This is a genomic window from Candidatus Methylobacter favarea, from assembly GCF_902806695.1.
GTDB classification, from domain to species: Bacteria; Pseudomonadota; Gammaproteobacteria; order Methylococcales; family Methylomonadaceae; genus Methylobacter_B; species Methylobacter_B favarea.
Map to the genome: position 1 here is coordinate 68,604 of NZ_CADCXN010000091.1, position 20,429 is coordinate 89,032.

Genomic DNA, 20,429 nt, shown 5'->3' on the forward strand with positions numbered 1-20,429 from the left:
CTTGCTCTCAACATTTGAGCAGAAAATATTAAAAATAATAGATAAAAAATTTGTCCTTTAACTTCGACGATAATGATTCAACCGATAGTAAGGCCTTATTATTACGTCAAAATGCCAGGTCATTAACGCTTAGAATAGCCAATAAAATAGAGACGATTATGCCGCCTATCATCAGGCCCAGCGAAATGATTAAAGCCGGCTCAAGAAAGGCCAGCATACGCTGTATGGATACTCTAAGCTGCTTATCATAAATAGCCGCCACCCGCAGCAGCATTTCTTCGAGCCTGCCGGTTTCTTCGCCCATTTTAATCATCTGCATAGCCATTTTAGGAAATAGTCCCTTTTCCAGTAAAGCATCCGACATATGCTTCCCCTGTTTTAACTGCTCCTCCGTATCTTCAATGGCCGCTGCTAAAATCTGATTATCGACAGTTTCACGAACAATGACCAAGGCGACAAGTATGGAAACGCCATTGCCCAATAAAGTTCCCAAGGTTCGGCTGATGTTAGCAGTTTCCTTATTTAAAAGGATATTTCCAAACAGCGGCAGTTTTAAAAACCGGCTATCCCAAATCTTCCTTTTTACCGGGTCTGTCAACTGCAAATTCATATAGCTCGCTACCAGGATAATAGTTCCTATCAATATCCACCAATAACTTTGCAGCCATTCCGCCACTCCTACAACAATCTGGGTAGGCAGGGGCAGCGCCTTGCCCGCGCTTTCAAACATTTCAGTAAATTGCGGCACGACAAAAGTCAACATTATAAATAAAGAGGCTATTGACATAACCAGCAATATAGCCGGGTAAATTAACGCTGTGCTTACAGTGTCTTTTAACTCCTGGGAACGTTCCAGATATTCCGCCAAGCGCGTTAATACTTCGCCCAGGCTGCCGCCGGCTTCGCCGGCTCGAATCATATTCAGATAAAATTTGCTAAAAATACCGCTGCGTTTTCGACTGCCTGTTTTACGCCTTTCCAGCGCATCGGCTAGTGAAGAGCCGCCTTTTACTTTTTCCAGAACCCTGGAGATAAGTCTGCTCAATCCTTCCTTGTCTTCCGCCAAATCCATTAATACCATAAGCGACCTGTCCAGCGGCAGTCCGGATTCCAGCAGTACCGCCAATTCACTGGTGAAAAGAGTAAGGTCTTTAGGAGATAGCTTTGATTTATTTGCTCCCGGTCTCAGGCCAAGAAATGCTTTTGCCCCTGCCGGCGCAATTCGGATGGGCATATAGCCTTCCGACTGCAAGGAGGCGATCAGAAGTTTTTCATCCACAGCCTCGCGCATGCCTTCTTCGGTTTCCCCGAGGCTATTCACTACTTTATAGGTATATAAAGGCATGTTATGTTTCGGATGTTACCCGCAGCACTTCTTCCAGGGTGGTGATGCCTTGGGCCACCTTGACCAGGCCATTGTCATACATGGTGGACATGCCCTCTGTAATGGCAAGTTTTAGAATATTGCCGGCTTCTTCATGGGCCATGATTAACTTGCGGATAGAATCAGTCATTGGCAAAAACTCAATAATAGCCATGCGTCCGCGGTAACCCAAGCCGCTACAGGCGGGGCAGCCCCTTGGCTTGTATAAAAAAATGTCGCCGTCTCCTGCAAAGGATTTCAGCTTCATTTCTTTAACAAGCTCGGCAGGGGGCGCATAAGCTTCCTTGCATTCAGGGCATAATTTTCTTACCAGACGCTGCGCCAATATGCCATTGACAGTGGAACTGAGCAAGTATTCCTCCAGGCCCATATCCAGCAATCGGGTAATGCCTCCGGCGGCATCATTGGTATGCAGGGTCGATAACACCAAATGCCCGGTTAATGCAGACTGCACGGCAATTTTTGCAGTTTCCAGATCGCGCATTTCGCCAATCATAATGACATCGGGATCCTGGCGGACAATTGATCGCAAGGCCGAGGCAAACGTGAGTCCTATCTGGGGTTTTGCCTGAATCTGGTTGACGCCTTCCATCTGGTATTCGACAGGATCTTCAACGGTAATAATTTTTCGCTCGGAAGTGTTAAGCTGCTTTAAAGCCGCATACATTGTCGTGGATTTTCCGCTCCCGGTCGGGCCGGTAATAAGGATTATGCCATGCGGCTGAGCCAGTACATCAATAAATTGCTGCAAATGTTTGCCGGAAAAGCCGAGCGCGGCGAAATCCAGGACGGTATTTTCCTTATCCAGCAAGCGTATTACTACGCTTTCGCCATACATTGTAGGTATGGTAGAAACCCGCAGATCCAGCTCTTTACCCAGCATTTGCACCTTGATTCGGCCGTCCTGCGGCAATCGCCGTTCGGCAATATTCAGTTTGGCCATAATCTTGATGCGCGAAATTACCGCGGCGGTTGATTTTACGGGCGGCGCGCCTATGTCCTTCAAAACGCCGTCCACGCGCAGCCTGACTTTTAGGGATTGCTCAAACGGTTCAATGTGAATGTCGGAGGCCTTGGTTTCAATGGCTCTTTGCATGATCAGGTTGACCATCTTGATAACCGGCGCTTCACTGGCTAAATCTTTCAGATGCGCCAGATCTTCCTCGCCTATTTCATCCATCTCCATGCTATCCACAGCCTTATCTATTTGCGCCTTGCTTTCGCCATACTGCACTGCCAGGGCCGCATCAATTTCCGACAGCAGACCTACTTTAGCAATAATATTCTTGCCGGTCGCCAATTTTAATGCATCAATGACAAACCGGTCTTCCGGATCCATCATGGTTACAGTAATATCATTGTCATTCTGGCTTAAGCCAATGACATGATAATGCTTTAAAAAACGCAAAGGCACACTTTCAGGCAGCAGCATAGCCAGCGGATACTGATCCGGAGTAACTTTTTCAAACTGCCCGGATTCGACAAAAGCCTCGGCAACATCAAATTCCGAACACAGCCCTAGCTTAACCAGTAGCTGCGGCAAATTTTCCGATACCGCCGATTTTTTTATGCGCTCAACTTTTTTGAGTTCTGTAGCAGAAAGCTTATCCTTCTCCTGCAAAATAGTTAACAAAGATTCATAGGCCATGATAATTTCAACTTACCGCCGCAGGCTGAAAGGTATAAAACCTGCTAAAAAGATAATAAAGATTTTGCCATATTAATAATTTCGTCTTCCTTAATCTCCTTAATTGAATAATCCTGTTTATCAAGTTTATACGGATTCACGATAGAAGGCGATTTAAGCACTTTATTTATAGCCGTCTGGTAAACCCGGCTAACCGGAGTAGGGCCGAAGAGCGTAATTGACGGCCTGTTTAAAGCCCATGCCATATGGGTAGGGCCGGTATCATTGCCGATCAGCAGATCGGCTTTGGCTATTAAGGCTTTCAGGCTGTTCAGATCCAGTTGCGGCATCATTCTGATAAATTCAGATTGCCGGGACATGCTCATAGCTGTTTGTTTTTCCTGATCACTGCCCCACACGACAAGGCAGTTTGCCTGCAAAGCCTGGGCAACCTTTACAAATTTATCAGCCGGATAATTTCTGCTGTCCCAGCTTGAGCCGATAACCAGCACAATATTTATCCGGTCTTTTTGTAAAAAATCATAAATAGTTTTATCTTCATTATTAAAAAATAAAAACGGCTTTTTGTTAAGTATCTGTTCTGTTGAGATAGTTATCCCTAAAGGTCTGGATAGAACCAGGGCATTCCTGTCGATGGTATTGGCATCGTAGGCGCAGGCTATTTTTGTATTATAAAACCACGATGCGGCTCTTTCCCTGACAGATTTTGCGTCAAAGCCGGCAATCCGCCTTCCCGTCAATGTAGCCGTAAGCGCTGATTTAACAAGCCCTTGCGCGTCAATTACCAGATCGTAGTTAGCGTTTCTATAGCTGCGGATCTTTTTGATTTGCTGATAAATGCCGGCTTTTCCGGATTTTAACGACTTCAGGCTAACCGTCAGAATGCTATCTACATCCGGGTTATTTTTTAAAATCCCGGCAAACCGTTCTTCAACGACCCAGTCGATTTCAATATCGCTGATTTGAGCCTTGATGAACTGAAGCGCAACCATGGCATGGACTATGTCGCCGAGAGCGGAAAGTTTGACGATGGCTATTCGCACGGATTTATTAAGCGTCAATCAGGTCAAGAACTCCGGCCGGCTTGATTCCCGTAAGGCACCTGGTATTATCTTTATGGCCGGCAGGGTATAAGGGGCAGGCGCGTTTAAAACAGGGCGCGCAGGCAAGATTCAGGGAAATAACCCGGGCTTTGGCGTTAAGAGGCGGCGTAAATCTGGGATCCGATGACCCGTAAACAGCAATTATTTTTTTGTCAAGGGCGGCCGCGACATGCATGAGTCCTGAATCGTTGCTCACCACCGTGTCAACCAGCGACATCAAATCAACCGCTTCGGCCAGGGAAGTCCGTCCCGTGAAATCAGTGCATAATCCATTGGTTTCATTGTTGATCTGCATCGCTATGTCGTTGTCGTTGCCGGAACCAAATAGCCATATTTGCCAGCCCTGGGCGATTTTTTTCCGGGCAATTTCGGCGAAATATTGCGCCGGCCAGCGTTTTGCCGGGCCATATTCGGCGCCGGGGCATAAGGCTAAAATTTTCGCGGCCGGCTTTAATTTAAATTTATCGGCTACAGCTTGCTGCCTGTCCTGGCCGATCACTATGGCAGGAGTGGGAATCTCGGGAGGTAATGGTGCGTTTGGGGGTAGGCCTAACGCTACAAAACGCTGTACGGTCATGGTCAACAATGCTTTATCAAGCTTTCGTGCATCGTTGAGCAAGCTCCGGCGGCATTCGCCAACATAACCGCTACGCACGGGAATATGGGCAAAAAACGGTATTAATGCCGATTTCCACGAATTCGGCAGTACGATGGCTTTATCATAGTTTTCAGGGCGTAACTGCTTGCCCAGCCTGATTCGGTCTATTAGACCAAACTGGCCGTGTGTTAATGGCATGGCTATGGCTTTTGCAACCTGCGGCATTCTTGCCAGCAATGCCAATGACCAGGCTGGAGCCAGAACATCAATATGACAATCAGGCTCGCTATTTTTTAAGGTGATAAACAGGCTTTGCGCCATTATCATATCGCCCACCCACGACGGGCCGACGACTAAAATCTTGCTTGAGCTTTCAAGCGCAACCGGTTTTTTCAAAACTTAAGCAACGTAAGTCAGCCACTCGGCGTGATCGTCTTTTCTTCCATGGACATAATCAAAATACAGGGCTTGTAAGTTTGCGGTAATAGGCCCGCGCTCGCCCTTGCCGATAGTCCGTCCATCATATTCCCTGATCGGTGTGACTTCCGCTGCCGAGCCGGTAAAGAAAGCTTCATCGGCAATATAAACTTCATCCCGGGTAATGCGTTTTTCGATGACTTGCAGACCCTGATCGGCAGCGATAGCCATAATGGTGTCGCGGGTTATGCCTTCCAGCGCCGATGTCGTTTCCGGCGTATAAAGCTTGCCATTGCGCACGATAAACAGGTTTTCGCCGCTGCCTTCCACGGCGTAGCCTTCATGATCCAGTAATAAGGCCTCATCGTAGCCCGTGGACATTGCTTCCTGCAAAGCCAGGATGGAATTGATGTAATTGCCGTTAGCTTTAGCTTTGCACATCGTGCTGTTGACATGATTGCGCATATAGGAAGAAGTACGGATACGAATGCCTTTTTCCATATTTTCTGCGCCCAGATAAGCGCCCCACTGCCAGGCTGCAACCGTCACATGCACTTTCAGGTTATCTGCCCTCAGCCCCATGCCTTCCGAGCCGAAAAAACACATAGTGCGGATATAGGCGCTGTCCAGGCTATTTCTGGCAATGGCTTCGCGCTGGGCCTGGTTGAGTTCGTCTTTGCTATAGGGCATCGGCATGTTCATAATATGGGCAGAACGGAATAACCGGTCGGTGTGCTCTTTCATCCTGAATATGGCGGTGCCTTTTTTGGCATGATAAGCCCTTAAGCCCTCAAATACGCCGCAGCCGTAATGCAGGGTATGAGTTAATACATGGACTTTAGCTTCACGCCACTCAAGCCATTGTCCATCCAGCCAAATAACGCCGTCTCTATCGTCCATCGTCATCATTCATTCTCCAACTTTAATGTTTGTAATTGCCTGTCATTGTCTATTCCATATAATCGCGCCAGATCTGTTCGACTTGAGTTCTCATTTCGGCAACTTCAGATTCATCTATAACAGCGCGATCCCCCTGCAAAACCAGTTTATGACCATAATCACGATAAGCGCAGTAAGCGGTTTTGAGGGTGTCCGCATTGGTTGCGGAAATAAATCCATGCTCCCGCAGACCGTCAAGCAGTCTTATATTATCAGTATAGGTAGTCAATGCCTTATTTTTTGAAGCCTGATCCAGAACCCCAAATTGTACTATAAACTCAATATCTGCAATACCGCCTTTACTTTGTTTTAAGTCAAACTTCTCGGCGCCGGTTAAATCCAGAGCTTTGCGCATTTTTTCACGCATTTCGCGGACTTCTTTTTTTAATTGTGCCGAGTCCCTGGGCACACTTAAAATTTTGCGCCGTATGGCTTCAAACTGTGCTTTTAACAGGGGGTCGCCGGCTATGAACCTGCCTCTGACCAGGGCCTGATGTTCCCAGGTCCAGGCCTGGTTCTTTAAATATTCCTCATAACTATTGATATGGTTTACCAGTAAGCCGGATTCGCCGCTGGGCCTTAACCGCATATCAACTTCATAAAGGACGCCCGACAGCATGCGGGTATCGAGTATATGGCGCACTTTCTGCCCGAGCTTGCCGTAAAACCGGGAGCAGGAAACAGGCTTTGGGCCCTCGGTCAGCGCATGGCCATCCTTGCAGTCATACAAAAACACCAGATCCAGATCGGAGCCATAACCCAGTTCAATACCGCCCAGTTTGCCAAAGCCAATAACGGCAAATCCTATAGCATTATTATCGCTATCAGGGGGATAGCCATGCGTTTCGGCAAGCATTTGCCAGGCGCGCTCAACGCTATGGCTGACGATGTTTTCGGCTATGTAGGTCAGATAATCACTGACTACCATGACCGGAATAACTCCCATAATATCGGCCGCGGCAACTCTCAGCACATTCAACTGTTTAAATTGCCTGAGCGCGATCATCAGTTGTTCAACATCCTGTCTATCAATTTGCGACAGCAGAATCTTTAATTGAGCATCCAGATCATTTTTTTTCAGGGGTTCATATAGCGTGCGTGTATCCAGCAGTTCATCAAATAACACCGGATAATGGGCTAAATAGTCACTAACCCAGGGACTGGCTGAAGATAAGCGGATTAACTGCGATAACGCATCGGGGTTTTCAGACAGCAGCGATAAATAGACATTTCTTCCGGCAACGGCTTCAAATAGGCCAAGTAATCTTTTTAAGGTTTCCTCCCGGTTATCCACTTGCTGCACAGCCTCTATGAGTTGCGGCATTAGCCGGTCCAGCACGGCTGCTCCTTTTGCCGTCAATCGTCTGGTTGCCGACGAGTTTTTAAAGCCCTTTATGGCGGCAAGTATTTCTTCAGGCTCCTGAAAGTTACATGCTTTCAGGTTGGCTATTAATTCCGCTTCATCAGCAATGCAGGCCCAAATTTTCTGGCTTAGCCGCGGCGCTACTTCCTGCCTCGATAATGAAAAAACCAGGCCGAATACTTCATGAACATAGCTTCTTACTTTATCCAGTTCATGCTTAAAGCCATGCCAGTCAGGATAATCCAGAGAGTAAGCCAATATGTGCTGCACGGCGGGTTGTACCGGCAAATCATGGGTTTGTTTGTCCTGATACTGCTGGATATGATTTTCAATACGGCGAAGAAAACAGTAAGACTGCCTTAATTGCTCAGCCTCCGTTTCTGATAACAAGCCTGATTGTCCAAGAATTTGCAAAACCTCCAGAATGCCGCGTTTCTGCAAGGCTTTGTCTTTCCCGCCGCGTATCAATTGAAAGGCCTGACCGATAAATTCAATTTCACGTATGCCGCCGGGCCCAAGCTTTATATTTTCCAGCCGGTCCTTACGTCTCAATTCCAGGGTTATCTGCACTTTTAAAGCGCGCAATTCTTCAAACGCCCCGTAATCAAGATAACGCCGGTATACAAAGGACTTAAGCATGACCATCAGCTTTGCGCCGGTGTCAAAATCGCCGGCGACCTGCCGGGCTTTAATCATGGCATAGCGCTCCCATTCCCTGGCCTGCGTCTGATAATACTTTTCCATGCCGTCAAACGTCATGATAATGGGGCCGCTGTCGCCAAACGGTCTTAACCTTATATCGGTGCGGAATACAAAGCCGTCAACGGTAGTCTCGTCCAGAACCTTTACCAGACTTTGGCATAAGCGGGTAAAAAACTCGCCGTAGCTTGTGGCTTTTCTATCGGCCAGGACGCCTTCCTCGGCATATGCGAAAATCAAGTCCACATCTGAAGAATAATTTAATTCGCAGGCCCCCAGTTTACCCATGCCCAACACGATAATCTGCTGGGGACGGCCATTGGACAGCAAGGGGACTCCCCGTTTATCGCAAGCCTGCCGATAGAGAAAAGCCAGGGCATATTGAATACAGGCATCGGCGAGCCCTGATAAATCGAGCAGCGTTTCGGTTAAGGGCGCCCAGCCTGCTAAATCGCGCCAGGCAATCCTGATCATTTCGCGGCGCCTGAAATGCCTAAGTTTCGCCATTAAATCGGCTTCACTGTTTATGGCTAATAGCGCCAGTTTATCGTGGTAGCAGGTGTCGCTGTAAATGGCCGCTAAATCGCCGGACACAACCAGATCAACCAGCAATTCGGGTTTGCGGCTGCAGCTTTCTGCGACAAACAGACTGCAACCCCAGACCTTTACAATCGATGCCGTAAACTTCTGCGTTTTTAAATCTTTAAAATCAAGTCCGCTAATGTAGTCAGCCCATTTTTTCAAGGATGCTTCCACAATTTCCCGTTGACCGGGGTAAAGCGCGGCAAGCTCTGATTCAAGATTATCCATGAGAGAGACATAATGCCCATGAAGGAAAATTGACATAATAACTAATTTAGGAATATGAAAGGATTATTTTTATTGCAGAGCATAGGAGATTGCATGGATATCTTCTAAAATGAAAACTGTTTAAAGAAGTTTCAATTTACGACCTGCCGCATACATAACCGTGCTGAACCTGGCTCATCGAAACCAATAAAATGTCTCCTGATTGTTTGCGCGCATCAATCCTGATGTTTTTGTCTAAACCGGAAAATCTGGTTACTATCAACTTATATCAACCTCCCGTAAGGATTAACAAACCATGCCACAAAAACATTTCAAAACCAGTAACCCCAACCCTGCAATTACTGCGCTTCCGGACTTGGGTATGGAGGAAAAGCACTTAATAGCTGATTTTAAACATTATTATAGCCATCGGCTCGGCAGGGATGAACACTGTAATTCGCCGCATTATGCCTATGAGGCGCTGGCGCTGGCTATTAGCGACCGGCTCATAGAACGCTGGAAAAAAACGTTTAACGCCTACAAGCAGACAGATTGCAAGAAAGCCTATTATTTGTCGATGGAATTTCTGATGGGCCGCGCCTTAAGCAATGCCATGCTTAATCTGGGCATTGACACTATTGTAGAAAGAGCCATGTATGATTTGGGGCTGGATCTTGAAGAATTAATTGACAGCGAGCCTGATGCAGGGCTTGGCAATGGCGGCCTCGGCCGCTTGGCCGCGTGTTTTATTGACAGTTGCGCTACCTTGCATTTGCCCGTAACAGGCTATGGCTTGCGCTACGAATACGGCATGTTTTCCCAGCTTATCATTAATGGCGAGCAGGTGGAAAAAGCCGATCACTGGCTGCACAACGGCAATGTCTGGGAAATCGAACGTCCGGAATATACGCAGAGAATTCAGTTTGGCGGCTATTGCGACAGTCATATTGACGAAAACGGAAATAAAAGGATCTCCTGGGTCAATACGCATGATGTGCTGGCGGTTCCCTTTGATACCCCGATTCCCGGCTATCACAATGGCACAGTAAATACCTTGAGGTTATGGAAAGCATCGGCGACTGAAGAATTTGATTTGGAGGAATTTAATGCCGGTGACTATGCAGAAGCGGTCGCCGCCAAAAATATCGCTGAAAATATTACCATGGTGCTGTATCCGAATGACGCCAATGAAAACGGCAAGGAACTGAGACTGCGCCAGCAATATTTTCTGGCTTCCGCCAGTTTGCAGGATGTGCTGGCAAGCTGGATTGGACGGCATGGCAGGAATTTTTCCGAGTTTGCAGCAAAAAACTGCTTTCAGCTGAATGACACGCACCCGAGCATCGCAGTGGCTGAGCTCATGCGCTTATTGGTGGATATACACGGTTTGTCCTGGCATCAGGCCTGGGCTATTACCATCCGGGTCATGGCCTATACCAACCATACGCTGTTGCCGGAAGCCCTGGAGCGCTGGCCCGTGCCTCTGTTCAAGCAACTGCTGCCCCGGCTGATGGAAATCATTTTTGAAATCAATGCCCACTTTATGGCTGAAGTATCGGCGCATTGGCCCGGTGATAAAGAGCGCTTGACCCGCATGTCGATCATTGAAGAGGGCCATGAGCAACAGGTCAGAATGGCCTATCTTGCCATAGTCGGCAGCTTTTCGGTCAACGGCGTGGCCGCCTTGCATTCAAAGCTATTGCAGCAAGGCCTGTTTCGGGATTTCTACGAATTGTGGCCGCACAAATTCAATAACAAAACCAATGGCGTGACGCCGCGCCGCTGGCTGGCCGACTGTAATCCCGAACTGGCCGAACTAATCACCGATACCATAGGCGACGGCTGGTTAACCGACTTGTCATTGCTGAAAAAGCTTGAGCCGTATGCCGAAGACAGACAATTTCGTAAGCGCTGGTATGAAGTTCAGCAGAGCGCAAAGCAAAGAATGATTGATTTTAAAAAAATGGAAATGGATGTTGAGTTGGATGTCGATGCCTTATTTGACGTCCAGGTAAAGCGCATCCATGAATACAAGCGTCAGTTGTTAAACGTATTGCATGTTATTCATCTTTATGACCGCATTAAACGCGGCGATATTGACAACTGGACGAAGCGCTGCGTATTGATTGGCGGCAAAGCGGCGCCCGGTTACTACATGGCGAAAAAGATCATCAAACTGATTAATAATGTCTCGCAGGTTATCAATGATGATCCTGATGTGGGCAACAAATTAAAACTGGTTTTCCTGCCTAATTACCGGGTGTCAGCCATGGAAAAAATTTGTCCCGGCGCTGATCTTTCCGAACAAATTTCAACGGCCGGCAAGGAAGCATCGGGCACCGGCAATATGAAGCTGATGATGAATGGGGCCATCACTATCGGTACGCTGGATGGCGCCAATATCGAAATTCGCGAAGAAGTCGGCGATGAGAATTTCTTCCTGTTCGGCTTGACGGAAGAGCAGGTTGAAAAAATGACCCATCATTATGATCCTGTGACAATCATTAATCAGGATGAAGATCTGCAGCGGGTTATCGGCCTGCTGGAGTGCGGCCATTTTAATCAATTCGAACCGGGGATTTTTGATGATATTCTGGTATCCATAAAAAGCCCGCATGACCCCTGGATGACGATTGCCGATTTTCGCAGTTATATTGATGCGCAAACACGGGTAGAAGCCGCCTATAAGGATCAGGAGCACTGGACCAGGATGAGCATTTTAAATTGTGCGAACAGCGGCAAGTTTTCTACCGATAGAACGATCACTGAATACAATAACGAGATCTGGAAACTCACGCCCGTTAAAGTGGATTAATGTTTCATATTGTTCTGTACGAGCCGGAAATCCCGGCCAATACCGGCAATATTATCCGCCTGTGTGCCAATGCAGGGATGCAATTGCATTTAATCCAGCCTTTGGGCTTCGAACTGGATGACAAGAAGCTGCGCCGGGCCGGGCTCGACTATCATGAATGGGTATCGGTAATAGAGTATTCCTCCTTAAATGCTTTTATTGAAAATGTTAGGCCGGAACGGATTTTTGCCCTGACCACAAAAGGCCGGAAAATATACAGCGATGCGGCTTTCCGGCAAGGAGACGCCTTGCTGTTCGGCCCTGAAACCCGCGGCTTGCCTGAACCTGTTTTAACCCGGCTGGGCGCCGACAGATGTCTGTACCTGCCCATGCAGGCAGAAAGCCGCAGTCTGAATTTGTCGAATACTGTCTCAATTGTCCTGTACGAGGCATGGAGGCAGTTGGCTTTTGCAGGAGCGGTAATAAAATAATGTGTAGGTTTCGCATTGATTTGCCCGGTTTAAAAATACGTCAAAACCCATGCTGACAACTAATAACTTTGATGGCCAAACCCTGCCATTCAAAATTTATGCTAATCTATCTTGTGATGTTATCTTGAAACTGTTTTATGTCTATATTGAGATAATATTTAATTTAGAAAGAATATTGAAAGGTATTTTTACAGGCTAAGCTTGAAAAAGAGTATAAAATATCCAGATTTAAGCAATATTCTATTAGAGGAATTATGAGTGTTGGTATTGAAGAATTAATTGATAATTATCTTTCCACTCTTGACACAAAAGATATTGATTCATTCAAAAATTTGGTTTCAAGATCAATACAAGATGAATTCACTGGCATTAATTCAAGATTTGAGCCAGATAAGCAAATAAATTATAAAAATCGTGAACTTGAACAAATTGATTACGAGTGGATAGCAGATGATGTAATATCTATAAATGATATTTCCATTTTGGCTGATCAGCTTGCAATAACAGCCCTATATAAGTTATTTGAGAAAAATATTAAAGAACTTATTGGTTATCATACAAAGTGTATAGATATTAGTAAGTATTCATATTGGAAAAATGTAAAAGCTGTATTACCCATTAAAGCTAAAAACTTACAATGTTTTCAATCAGTCAATGAATTAAGGCTGATCAACAATGCAATAAAGCATGAAGGTGTTGTTACACTTGAATTGTCAACAGAATTCCCAGCTTACGGTAAAGTAGGAACAGAATTATCAGGGCTGGATGAAATGTATATTAGATTGAAACCATGTGTAATAAATTTTATAAATGAACTTCACTATATTTATAAATCCTAATTTTATTCGTGCTTTGTATTAATAAGGGAAGCCAATTATGATGTGCTTCAACTCCCAAATTCTTGCGAGCCGCTATTATCTTCCGAAAAATTAAATAGAGTAAAAATTCGTTGTAGCAAAAACCATAAATAAAATAAGGAATTATGAATATAAAATTACAAGCTACTTTACTTGCTCTTATAATTTCAGGATGCACCACAGGCACATATAAATTTGATCTAAATGGTAGTAGCTTAGCAATACCAAGATCAGGTTGTAATTTTTATGATGGAACATTTCAAAATAACTCAGGAAGAGATCTCGGTTATTGGTATGGAAACTTAATAGCTCTTGATGCGAGCAAAACAACATTAGGAACAGTAGATTTTGCGTGTTTTCCATCCGTTTCGACTGGAAAATCTAAGTGCCAAATAAACGGTAATAACATTAGATTTAGCACTGCTGGATTAGGGTGTAGAAATATAAATGATATACGGGTTCGTCCAAACTAACACATAAGGCGTTTTCTGCGACAGGCAAACCGCCATACCCGAGGCGAATAGGAATAATTGTTACATAGTTTTTCAAAACTGTATAAGAGTCCTGGTTAAATTGACATAAACTTAAACCACCGTTCAAGCGGAGCGCGATTATACTCGGTTTATTATTCGCTTTTCGAGCCGCCCCCGGCTAGCTTTACTTTTGGCTTTTTGGAAAATTACTGTGCAAAATATTCAATTTCCACCTGATGTACTCGGTTCTATTCCAGAGGATTTGCCAATTCCTTTAAATGATGGGGCCTGTGAGCATCTGGACAATATGCTTCTGCCTGATATTTCCTTATGGTCAACAGATGATCAAAAAATTAATTTATCTCACTTGTCTGGTTGGAATGTAATTTTCTGTTATTCAATGACAGGTCGTCCAGGATTTGCCATCCCGGAAGGGTGGATTCAAATTCCCGGCGCTGCTGGGTATACGCCGCAAGTATGTTCATATCGTGAAAATCACATTGCATTCAAACATAATGGCATAGGCGTTTACGGCATAAGTGTTCAAACACCGGAAGCACAAAAAGAAGCTACTAATCGTTTAGGGTTGCCTTTTCCGCTTTTAAGTGATGCCGATCATTATTTCTCCTCTGCTTTGAAATTGCCCCTGCTTGAAGTCGGCGGTTTAAAATTGATCAAAAGATTGACGTTCATTCTTAAAGATGGCGTAATTAAAAAGTGCTTTTACCCTCTCTTTCCTCCAGATAAAAATGTTTTTGAGGTGATGGCTTGGCTCTCGGAGAATCAAGCCTAAGTTGCGCAAAGCTGAAAACCTCAGCTGTTCCCGATGCTTGCTAAAAGGTAAGGACTATAGATAAGTGTATCCTGTGTAGGCGAAAGATATAGCTTCAATGGAATACGACTGGGATAAAAACAAAGCAGCAGCCAATTTGGCAAAACATGACGTCTCTTTTGAAGAAGCGAAAACGGTTTTTGAAGATCCGTTATACGTGGATATTTCTATGATCTTGACCATTCCTTAGTAGAACACCGATTTATCCAGCTGAGTGAATCGGCTCAAGGCGGTTGTTGTTCGTTTCCTATAGGGAGAGCATAACAATGGCATTCGTTTAATCAGTGCAAGAGAAGCAACGCTATCGGAGCGAAAAGCCTATGAGCAAGAATGGAATAGAAGATGAATTACGGCCCACGTATGATCTGCAAAGTTTGCAGGTAAGAAAACTGGGGGCTAGGCGCAAAAAGTTTTGTGATACAGTTCATTTAGAGCCTGATGTGATGGCTGCGTTTCCGAATACCGACGCTGTTAATGAAGCGCTGCGTTATCTAATCGATGTGGCCAAGCGCGCAAACAGCCTAACGCTTCGCCGCTGAGCTTTACGTTATCGGTCTCCAAGATATTATTGCAGAATCTCAATTTCCGGTTTGAGAAAGCCGTTCCCGCATTTTATTCCCCGATATTCCTAAAACAATTTTTCATCACTGCTTTCTTCAGTCTCAATACCGGCCTGTTCAGTGATGCTTTTAGGGAAAGTCTTCTTCACCTTGACGCCCAGATCGACAAAACTGCTGGCATGGCGGATTAAATTGCCGTGGCCGCCGGTTAATTTATTCATTACGCCGTCATAGGTATTGTTGACGGTGCTTAATTGCTTGCCCAGTTTGTCCAGTTCGTCCACGAATCCTCTTATTTTGTCATAAACGACGCCGGCCTTATCCGCTATAGCCCTGGCATTTTCATTCCGGCGTTCGTAGCGCCAGATATTTTCCACAGTCCGCAGCGTCGCTAATAAGGTAGTCGGCGTAACCACTACGATTTTATATTCAAAAGCATCGCTGAACAGGTGTTCATCGGCCTGAAAAGCGGCTATAAAAGCGGCTTCAATGGGTATGAATAACAGCACAAAATCAAGGGATCTTAAGCCTTTCAGACCAAAATAATCCTTGCCGCTCAAACTCTTGATATGCTCTCTGACTGCATCCGTGTGCTGCCTTAATGCCGTAATGCGTTCCAGATCATCCTCGGATGAACAGTAGCGCTCATAAGCCAGCAAGGACACCTTGGAATCAATAATGACATCCTTGTTTTCAGGCAAACGGATAATAATATCGGGCTTGAACAGTCTGTTGTCCTCATCCCGGAACGCGCCCTGGGTTTCATATTCAATGCCTTTTCGAAGGCCTGATTTTTCCAGGACTTTTTCGAGAATCATTTCACCCCAGTTGCCCTGGGTTTTTTTATCGCCTTTCAAGGCGCGCGTCAGATTAAGCGCTTCCTGATTCATTTGCGCCGTATCGCGTCTTAGCGAGACAATTTCTTCACGCAGCGAAATGCGGTCTTTGTTTTCATTATCGTAAACCGTTTCTATACGCTGCTTGAATTCTCCCAGCTGTTCACGTAGCGGCGTGACAATATGATCCAGGCTGGTTTTATTGTGTTCGGTAAATTGCTTGCTGCGTTCATCGAAAATTTTACCGGCCAGATTTTCAAATTGAATGGTCAACCGGGCTTCCGAGTCTTGCAGCAGTTTTAATTTTTCCGCCGCGTTTTTTGCCTGTTCATCCATGCGCGTTTGCAGTTCGACATTTTGGGTTTTGAACTCGGTAACAAGCTGTTGTAATTGCCTCAATTCAATGTCATTTTGCCGGCATTGCTTTAATTTTTCTTCGGCGACGGCAATTTGGGTGGAAAGTTGTTGAATAGCGGTTTTATCTTTACCGCCTAGCAGGCGCATCAATAAGACGCCGGCCAGAAAGCCGATTAAAGCCGGTATAAGCGGCGACAGGTGGTTTATTAATTCCATGTTAATTCATCACTCTTGAGACTTGACTCATTGCAAACGATTAAATACGGCTTCTGCAATATCCAGGGTTTTTTCCAGGTCTTCATCAGTGTGCGCGGCTGATACGAAACCGGCCTCAAAAGCTGAGGGCGCCAGATAAATTCCTTGCTCGAGCAGGGCATGGAAAAAGCGTTTGAATAAAGCCTGATCACAGTGCATGGCTTGGGCAAATGTGGTGATTTTTTCTTCCTTACTGAAAAACAGTCCGAACATGCTGCCTACGGCAGTGGTTGTCATGGCGATGCTTGCTTGTCGGGCGCGCTCTTTCAGCCCCGACGTCAGTTTTTCGGTTTTTGCAGTCAATGCTTCGTAAAATCCGGGCACCGAAATTAATTCCAAAGTTTTTAGGCCGGCCGCCATGGCGACCGGATTGCCGGACAGGGTCCCTGCCTGATACACAGGGCCGATAGGCGCCAGATGCTCCATAATCCTGCGCGAGCCCCCGAAAGCGCCGACAGGCATGCCGCCGCCTATAATTTTCCCCAGGGTGGTCAAATCCGGCGCGACATTATAAAGGCCTTGCGCGCCATGCAAACCAACGCGAAAGCCGGTCATTACTTCATCAAAAATCAATACGCTATTATAGCGATCGCAGACTTGACGCAGTGTTTCGAGAAAACCGGGGACAGGCGGAATGCAGTTCATGTTGCCGGCGACAGGCTCAACGATAATGCAGGCGATTTGCTCGCCGGCTTCGGCAAACAATTTTTTAACCAGTTCGATATCGTTATAAGCCAGAGTAATGGTGTTTGCCGCCACTGACGCCGGCACACCGGGAGAACTGGGTATGCCTAAGGTCAAGACGCCGGAACCGGCTTTAACCAGCAAGGAGTCGGAATGGCCGTGATAGCAGCCTTCGAATTTGACGATAATATCGCGGCCGGTATAGCCTCTGGCAAGGCGTATGGCGCTCATGGTCGCTTCCGTGCCGGAGCTGACCATTCTGACCAGGTCAATTGACGGCACAAGTTCGCAAACCCGTTCAGCCATTTGCGTTTCAATTTCAGTCGGCGCGCCAAAGCTTAAGCCTTTTTCGGCTGCGCTTTTAACGGCTGTAATGACTTCAGGGTGGGCATGCCCCAAAATCATCGGTCCCCAGGAGCCGACATAATCAATATAGCGATTTCCTGAACTGTCGTAAATATAGGCCCCCCAAGCGTGGTCAATAAACACCGGCGCTCCGCCCACGCCGCTGAATGAGCGTACCGGCGAATTCACGCCGCCCGGAATTACGTTTTTAGCCTTGGAAAATAAAACACTTGCTTCAGTCATAATTGTTATTTAAGGTTAATCAGTGCGTAAAGGATAGGAGAACCTGGTCCTGATTGAAAGCGCATTATAAGCCATGCTTCGAATAACAATGGCAAAATGCGCCCTTGCTGAATTCAGCTGCAGCAGAAAGCGGATGCGCTATAATGCGTTGCGCTAAAGACATCCTTATCAAGCATAATTCATGAAATCAAGAGACAAACGGCAGGGACTGGTTTTAGTCAATACCGGCGAAGGCAAAGGCAAATCTTCCAGTGCTTTCGGGGTCGTTTTTCGCGCCGCCGGCTGGGGCATGAAAGTCTGCGTTATTCAATATATAAAAGGCCAATGGCAAACCGGCGAGCAAAAAGCGGCAGCCCGTTTTGATAATATCGAATGGCATGCACTGGGCGACGGCTTTACCTGGGATACCAAAAATCCGCAGCAGGATATTAAAACCAGCCGGGAAATCTGGGAAATCAGCAAGCAAAAAATCCTGTCCGAAGAATTTGATGTAGTGTTACTGGACGAGATTAATTACTGCTGCGGTTATAACTGGATTTCCGGCCAGGAAATCGCTGATTTTATCCGCCGCCAAAAGCCGCCCTGGCTGCATTTAATTCTGACTGGCCGCAATGCTGCGCCTGAAGTAATCAGTTGTGCCCATACAGTGACCGAAATGACAATGATCAAACATGCCTATGAACAGGAGATCAAGGCTGAGCAGGGGATTGAGTTTTAGAGTATTAAGGTGTGGGGCTATTTAAGGTGTAATGGGTAGACGCACAATATAAAACGGGCTTTTATTGCTGATACGGCAGTCAGCATGAAATTCGAAAGAAGACTGCGGGCAAGCGGTAAAATAATAGGTAATTTTCGCAACGAGGAGAGAGAATGTCTGAAATACAAAAAATCATGATAGCTGTTGTGGGTATTTTTGTGATTGGTATTATTATGGTCGGCACGAATAAGGAGCAATCGATTGAAGAAAAAGAATCTGCATCCAAAATTCGAAACTATGTCGCTTTGCAAAATATGGCTAATCAAAAATGCCCCGCGGCAATCAAGCAGGCGACTGGCGAGCAGGTCTATTTCCCTTTAGAAACCAACAGTGATAAGGAAACTTATATCACGATGAAATGGGCCGGTGAACAAGGCGGATTTAAAACCGCCTCTTGCACTGTGCGCAGCGCTTTGGGTGGGATTTCCGAGTTAATTATCGATGATAATATCCTTATAAATAAAAAGATTTAGGCTGTTTAACGCCTCTTTATGGGATTAGGCCAAAGCGGAAGGCCTCAGAAAAACAACAGTCTTTTCATGCTCTTCAGTTATTTCAGATGAGATGGTACGGAGAAATCCGAAGCTCAGTGAATCTTTACATTAACGGGCCGCATTCATTTATTTCTAAAATGGCTGCAAGACAAAAAAGCAAGAGGAATCAAAATGTTAAACCAACAACGAAGTAATTTTTATGGCAAAAATAATGCATAAGGGAATGTTAAAAACATGGAAAGAAAACCGGGGATTTGGCTTTATTAAACCGGACAATGGAGGAAAAGATATTTTTATACATATTTCATCGTTAAAAGGAGTGAGCCGCCGTCCGATAACCGGCGACGTCATTTATTACCAGACGGCAAAAGACCGCACCGGCAAATACAAAGCGGTCAACGCCAAAATTGAAGGCGTAGAGCTACTTGAAAACAAGCCCTCGCTCAGGATGAGCAGGAAAGTTATTATGGCAATAGCTCTGGGATTACTGATTGCTGCAATTGCTGTGCTTTTTTATATAAGGTAAGAAATAGTTAGTGCGTTTTTAGATGATGCGTTGGCTTCCATACCGCCACTCATCTCCACAGGCAAAGGTAATGATTTATAAAGTAAAAAGATCAGCCGTCGTCAATTTACTTAAAATTGTTGCTTTTGCACTTTGGGCATTGCCCTTGTTCAACAGTATGTGCCTTGCTAGTGATGAAAAACGTGAGGCGGAATTTGCCGACGATATCAAGAAAACGCTGGTTATCGGCAGGATTGTCAGGCTGGAAGCGGAAGGCAAAAATTTTCTGGGTCTTTATACAGAAACAGAAAGAACAGTCAGCAAAAGTGTCGTTATTATTCTCCATGATCTTGGCGGACATCCGAATCAGCGGCAGGTGGTTGATACATTAAGAGTGTTTTTACCAGAGCATGACTGGGCAACGCTTGCCTTGCAAATGCCGGTCAGAGAGATAGGCGCTGATAAAAATGACTATTATGGACTGCTCCCTGAAACTCGCGCTCGCATACAGGCCGGAATTAAGTATGCAAAGGATAACAGGGCAGAAAACATTGTCCTGATTGGCTATGGGTTGGGGAGCTTGATGGCTTTATATGCTCAGAGTGAGCAGTCGTCCGCTATCAAGGCGCTAGTAACTATCAGTCTGCCAGTGCCGGATGCGAACATAAAAACAGTGAAGGTGCTTGAATATATTAAGAAGATTAAAATTCCCATGCTGGATATTTATGGCGCGCTGGATACAGCGGATGTCGTTGACAGCGCCAGAGACCGCCGTTTGGCGGCAAAAGAAAATCCGGGTTACCGGCAGATTAAAATCACTGATGAAGACCGCCGATATCTGCATGATGAAGGGCTGGTCGTGAAGCGGATATATAGCTGGCTGAGCCAGGTTTCCGGCAACTCCAGCGGCTTTAAATAATGCTCTGCATGCCATTGTATGCCGAAATCGTCCGGATATTTATACCGAGTAGTGCGGCAAGCATACGCAGAAAAATAATGTCAGTTA

The 20,429-nt window shown here is 45.8% G+C and carries 19 protein-coding genes; 11 read left to right on the forward strand and 8 right to left on the reverse strand.

Annotation, left to right across the window (positions count from 1 at the left end; translation table 11 throughout):
* Positions 1-106: 106 nt before the first annotated feature.
* Genes HUX64_RS14670 through glnE form a run of 6 tightly spaced genes read right to left on the reverse strand, consistent with a single transcriptional unit; the run spans position 107 to position 8,997 of the window.
* On the reverse strand, positions 107-1,345 hold the full coding sequence (locus HUX64_RS14670; protein ID WP_174626959.1) for a type II secretion system F family protein: 1,239 nt from the start codon (positions 1,343-1,345) through the stop codon (positions 107-109).
* A 1-nt stretch (position 1,346) separates the two neighbouring features.
* Positions 1,347-3,032, reverse strand: a complete 1,686-nt coding sequence (gene gspE, locus HUX64_RS14675; RefSeq protein ID WP_174626960.1) for a type II secretion system ATPase GspE — start codon at positions 3,030-3,032, stop codon at positions 1,347-1,349.
* Positions 3,033-3,076: 44 nt separating this feature from the next.
* Positions 3,077-4,075, reverse strand: coding sequence for a lipopolysaccharide heptosyltransferase I (gene waaC / locus HUX64_RS14680; RefSeq protein ID WP_174626995.1), 999 nt, complete (start codon positions 4,073-4,075; stop codon positions 3,077-3,079).
* A gap of 7 nt (positions 4,076-4,082) precedes the next feature.
* On the reverse strand, positions 4,083-5,129 hold the full coding sequence (gene waaF / locus HUX64_RS14685) for a lipopolysaccharide heptosyltransferase II (protein WP_174626961.1): 1,047 nt from the start codon (positions 5,127-5,129) through the stop codon (positions 4,083-4,085).
* 3 nt (positions 5,130-5,132) lie between these two features.
* Entirely contained in the window at positions 5,133-6,056 is a 924-nt protein-coding gene (locus HUX64_RS14690) for a branched-chain amino acid transaminase (protein ID WP_174626996.1), read from the reverse strand.
* A 43-nt stretch (positions 6,057-6,099) separates the two neighbouring features.
* Positions 6,100-8,997, reverse strand: a complete 2,898-nt coding sequence (gene glnE / locus HUX64_RS14695) for a bifunctional [glutamate--ammonia ligase]-adenylyl-L-tyrosine phosphorylase/[glutamate--ammonia-ligase] adenylyltransferase (protein ID WP_246247047.1) — start codon at positions 8,995-8,997, stop codon at positions 6,100-6,102.
* A gap of 259 nt (positions 8,998-9,256) precedes the next feature.
* Here glnE and HUX64_RS14700 point away from each other — a divergent pair, with 259 nt between their 5' ends.
* The 7 genes from HUX64_RS14700 to HUX64_RS14730 all read left to right on the forward strand — a co-directional run bounded on the left by HUX64_RS14700 (position 9,257) and on the right by HUX64_RS14730 (position 14,926).
* On the forward strand, positions 9,257-11,755 hold the full coding sequence (locus tag HUX64_RS14700; RefSeq protein ID WP_174626962.1) for a glycogen/starch/alpha-glucan phosphorylase: 2,499 nt from the start codon (positions 9,257-9,259) through the stop codon (positions 11,753-11,755).
* The gene (gene trmL, locus HUX64_RS14705; RefSeq protein ID WP_174626963.1) at positions 11,755-12,225 is read left to right on the forward strand and encodes a tRNA (uridine(34)/cytosine(34)/5-carboxymethylaminomethyluridine(34)-2'-O)-methyltransferase TrmL; all 471 of its coding nucleotides are present in this window, start codon (positions 11,755-11,757) and stop codon (positions 12,223-12,225) included. The genes HUX64_RS14700 and trmL overlap by 1 nt, the downstream gene beginning before the upstream one ends.
* Positions 12,226-12,479: 254 nt before the next feature.
* The gene (locus HUX64_RS14710) at positions 12,480-13,064 is read left to right on the forward strand and encodes a hypothetical protein (RefSeq protein WP_174626964.1); all 585 of its coding nucleotides are present in this window, start codon (positions 12,480-12,482) and stop codon (positions 13,062-13,064) included.
* Between the two features lie 143 nt (positions 13,065-13,207).
* The gene (locus HUX64_RS14715) at positions 13,208-13,555 is read left to right on the forward strand and encodes a hypothetical protein (RefSeq protein WP_174626965.1); all 348 of its coding nucleotides are present in this window, start codon (positions 13,208-13,210) and stop codon (positions 13,553-13,555) included.
* A 211-nt stretch (positions 13,556-13,766) separates the two neighbouring features.
* Positions 13,767-14,348 carry a peroxiredoxin gene (locus tag HUX64_RS14720; RefSeq protein ID WP_217426554.1) on the forward strand — a complete coding sequence of 194 codons (582 nt, stop codon included), beginning with the start codon at positions 13,767-13,769 and terminating at the stop codon, positions 14,346-14,348.
* A gap of 97 nt (positions 14,349-14,445) precedes the next feature.
* Positions 14,446-14,577 carry a BrnT family toxin gene (locus HUX64_RS19320; RefSeq protein WP_217426555.1) on the forward strand — a complete coding sequence of 44 codons (132 nt, stop codon included), beginning with the start codon at positions 14,446-14,448 and terminating at the stop codon, positions 14,575-14,577.
* A 130-nt stretch (positions 14,578-14,707) separates the two neighbouring features.
* A complete protein-coding gene (locus HUX64_RS14730) occupies positions 14,708-14,926 on the forward strand; it encodes a hypothetical protein (RefSeq protein WP_174626966.1) in 219 nt (72 codons plus the stop codon).
* Positions 14,927-15,015: 89 nt separating this feature from the next.
* On the opposite strand, the gene HUX64_RS14735 is transcribed toward HUX64_RS14730, so the two are convergent.
* Together HUX64_RS14735 and hemL are read right to left on the reverse strand one after the other, a co-directional pair.
* A complete protein-coding gene (locus HUX64_RS14735) occupies positions 15,016-16,356 on the reverse strand; it encodes a DNA recombination protein RmuC (RefSeq protein ID WP_174626967.1) in 1,341 nt (446 codons plus the stop codon).
* A 27-nt stretch (positions 16,357-16,383) separates the two neighbouring features.
* A complete protein-coding gene (gene hemL / locus HUX64_RS14740; protein ID WP_174626968.1) occupies positions 16,384-17,667 on the reverse strand; it encodes a glutamate-1-semialdehyde 2,1-aminomutase in 1,284 nt (427 codons plus the stop codon).
* A 181-nt stretch (positions 17,668-17,848) separates the two neighbouring features.
* Between hemL and cobO the strand changes: the two genes are divergently transcribed.
* From cobO to HUX64_RS14760, 4 genes are all read left to right on the forward strand, one after another.
* A complete protein-coding gene (gene cobO, locus HUX64_RS14745; RefSeq protein ID WP_174626969.1) occupies positions 17,849-18,385 on the forward strand; it encodes a cob(I)yrinic acid a,c-diamide adenosyltransferase in 537 nt (178 codons plus the stop codon).
* 152 nt (positions 18,386-18,537) lie between these two features.
* A complete protein-coding gene (locus HUX64_RS14750; RefSeq protein ID WP_174626970.1) occupies positions 18,538-18,897 on the forward strand; it encodes a hypothetical protein in 360 nt (119 codons plus the stop codon).
* A gap of 220 nt (positions 18,898-19,117) precedes the next feature.
* Entirely contained in the window at positions 19,118-19,444 is a 327-nt protein-coding gene (locus HUX64_RS14755; RefSeq protein ID WP_246247048.1) for a cold shock domain-containing protein, read from the forward strand.
* A 70-nt stretch (positions 19,445-19,514) separates the two neighbouring features.
* Positions 19,515-20,342 (forward strand): DUF3530 family protein, encoded by an 828-nt coding sequence (locus tag HUX64_RS14760; RefSeq protein WP_246247049.1) that lies wholly within the window; start codon positions 19,515-19,517, stop codon positions 20,340-20,342.
* Positions 20,343-20,429: the final 87 nt, after the last annotated feature.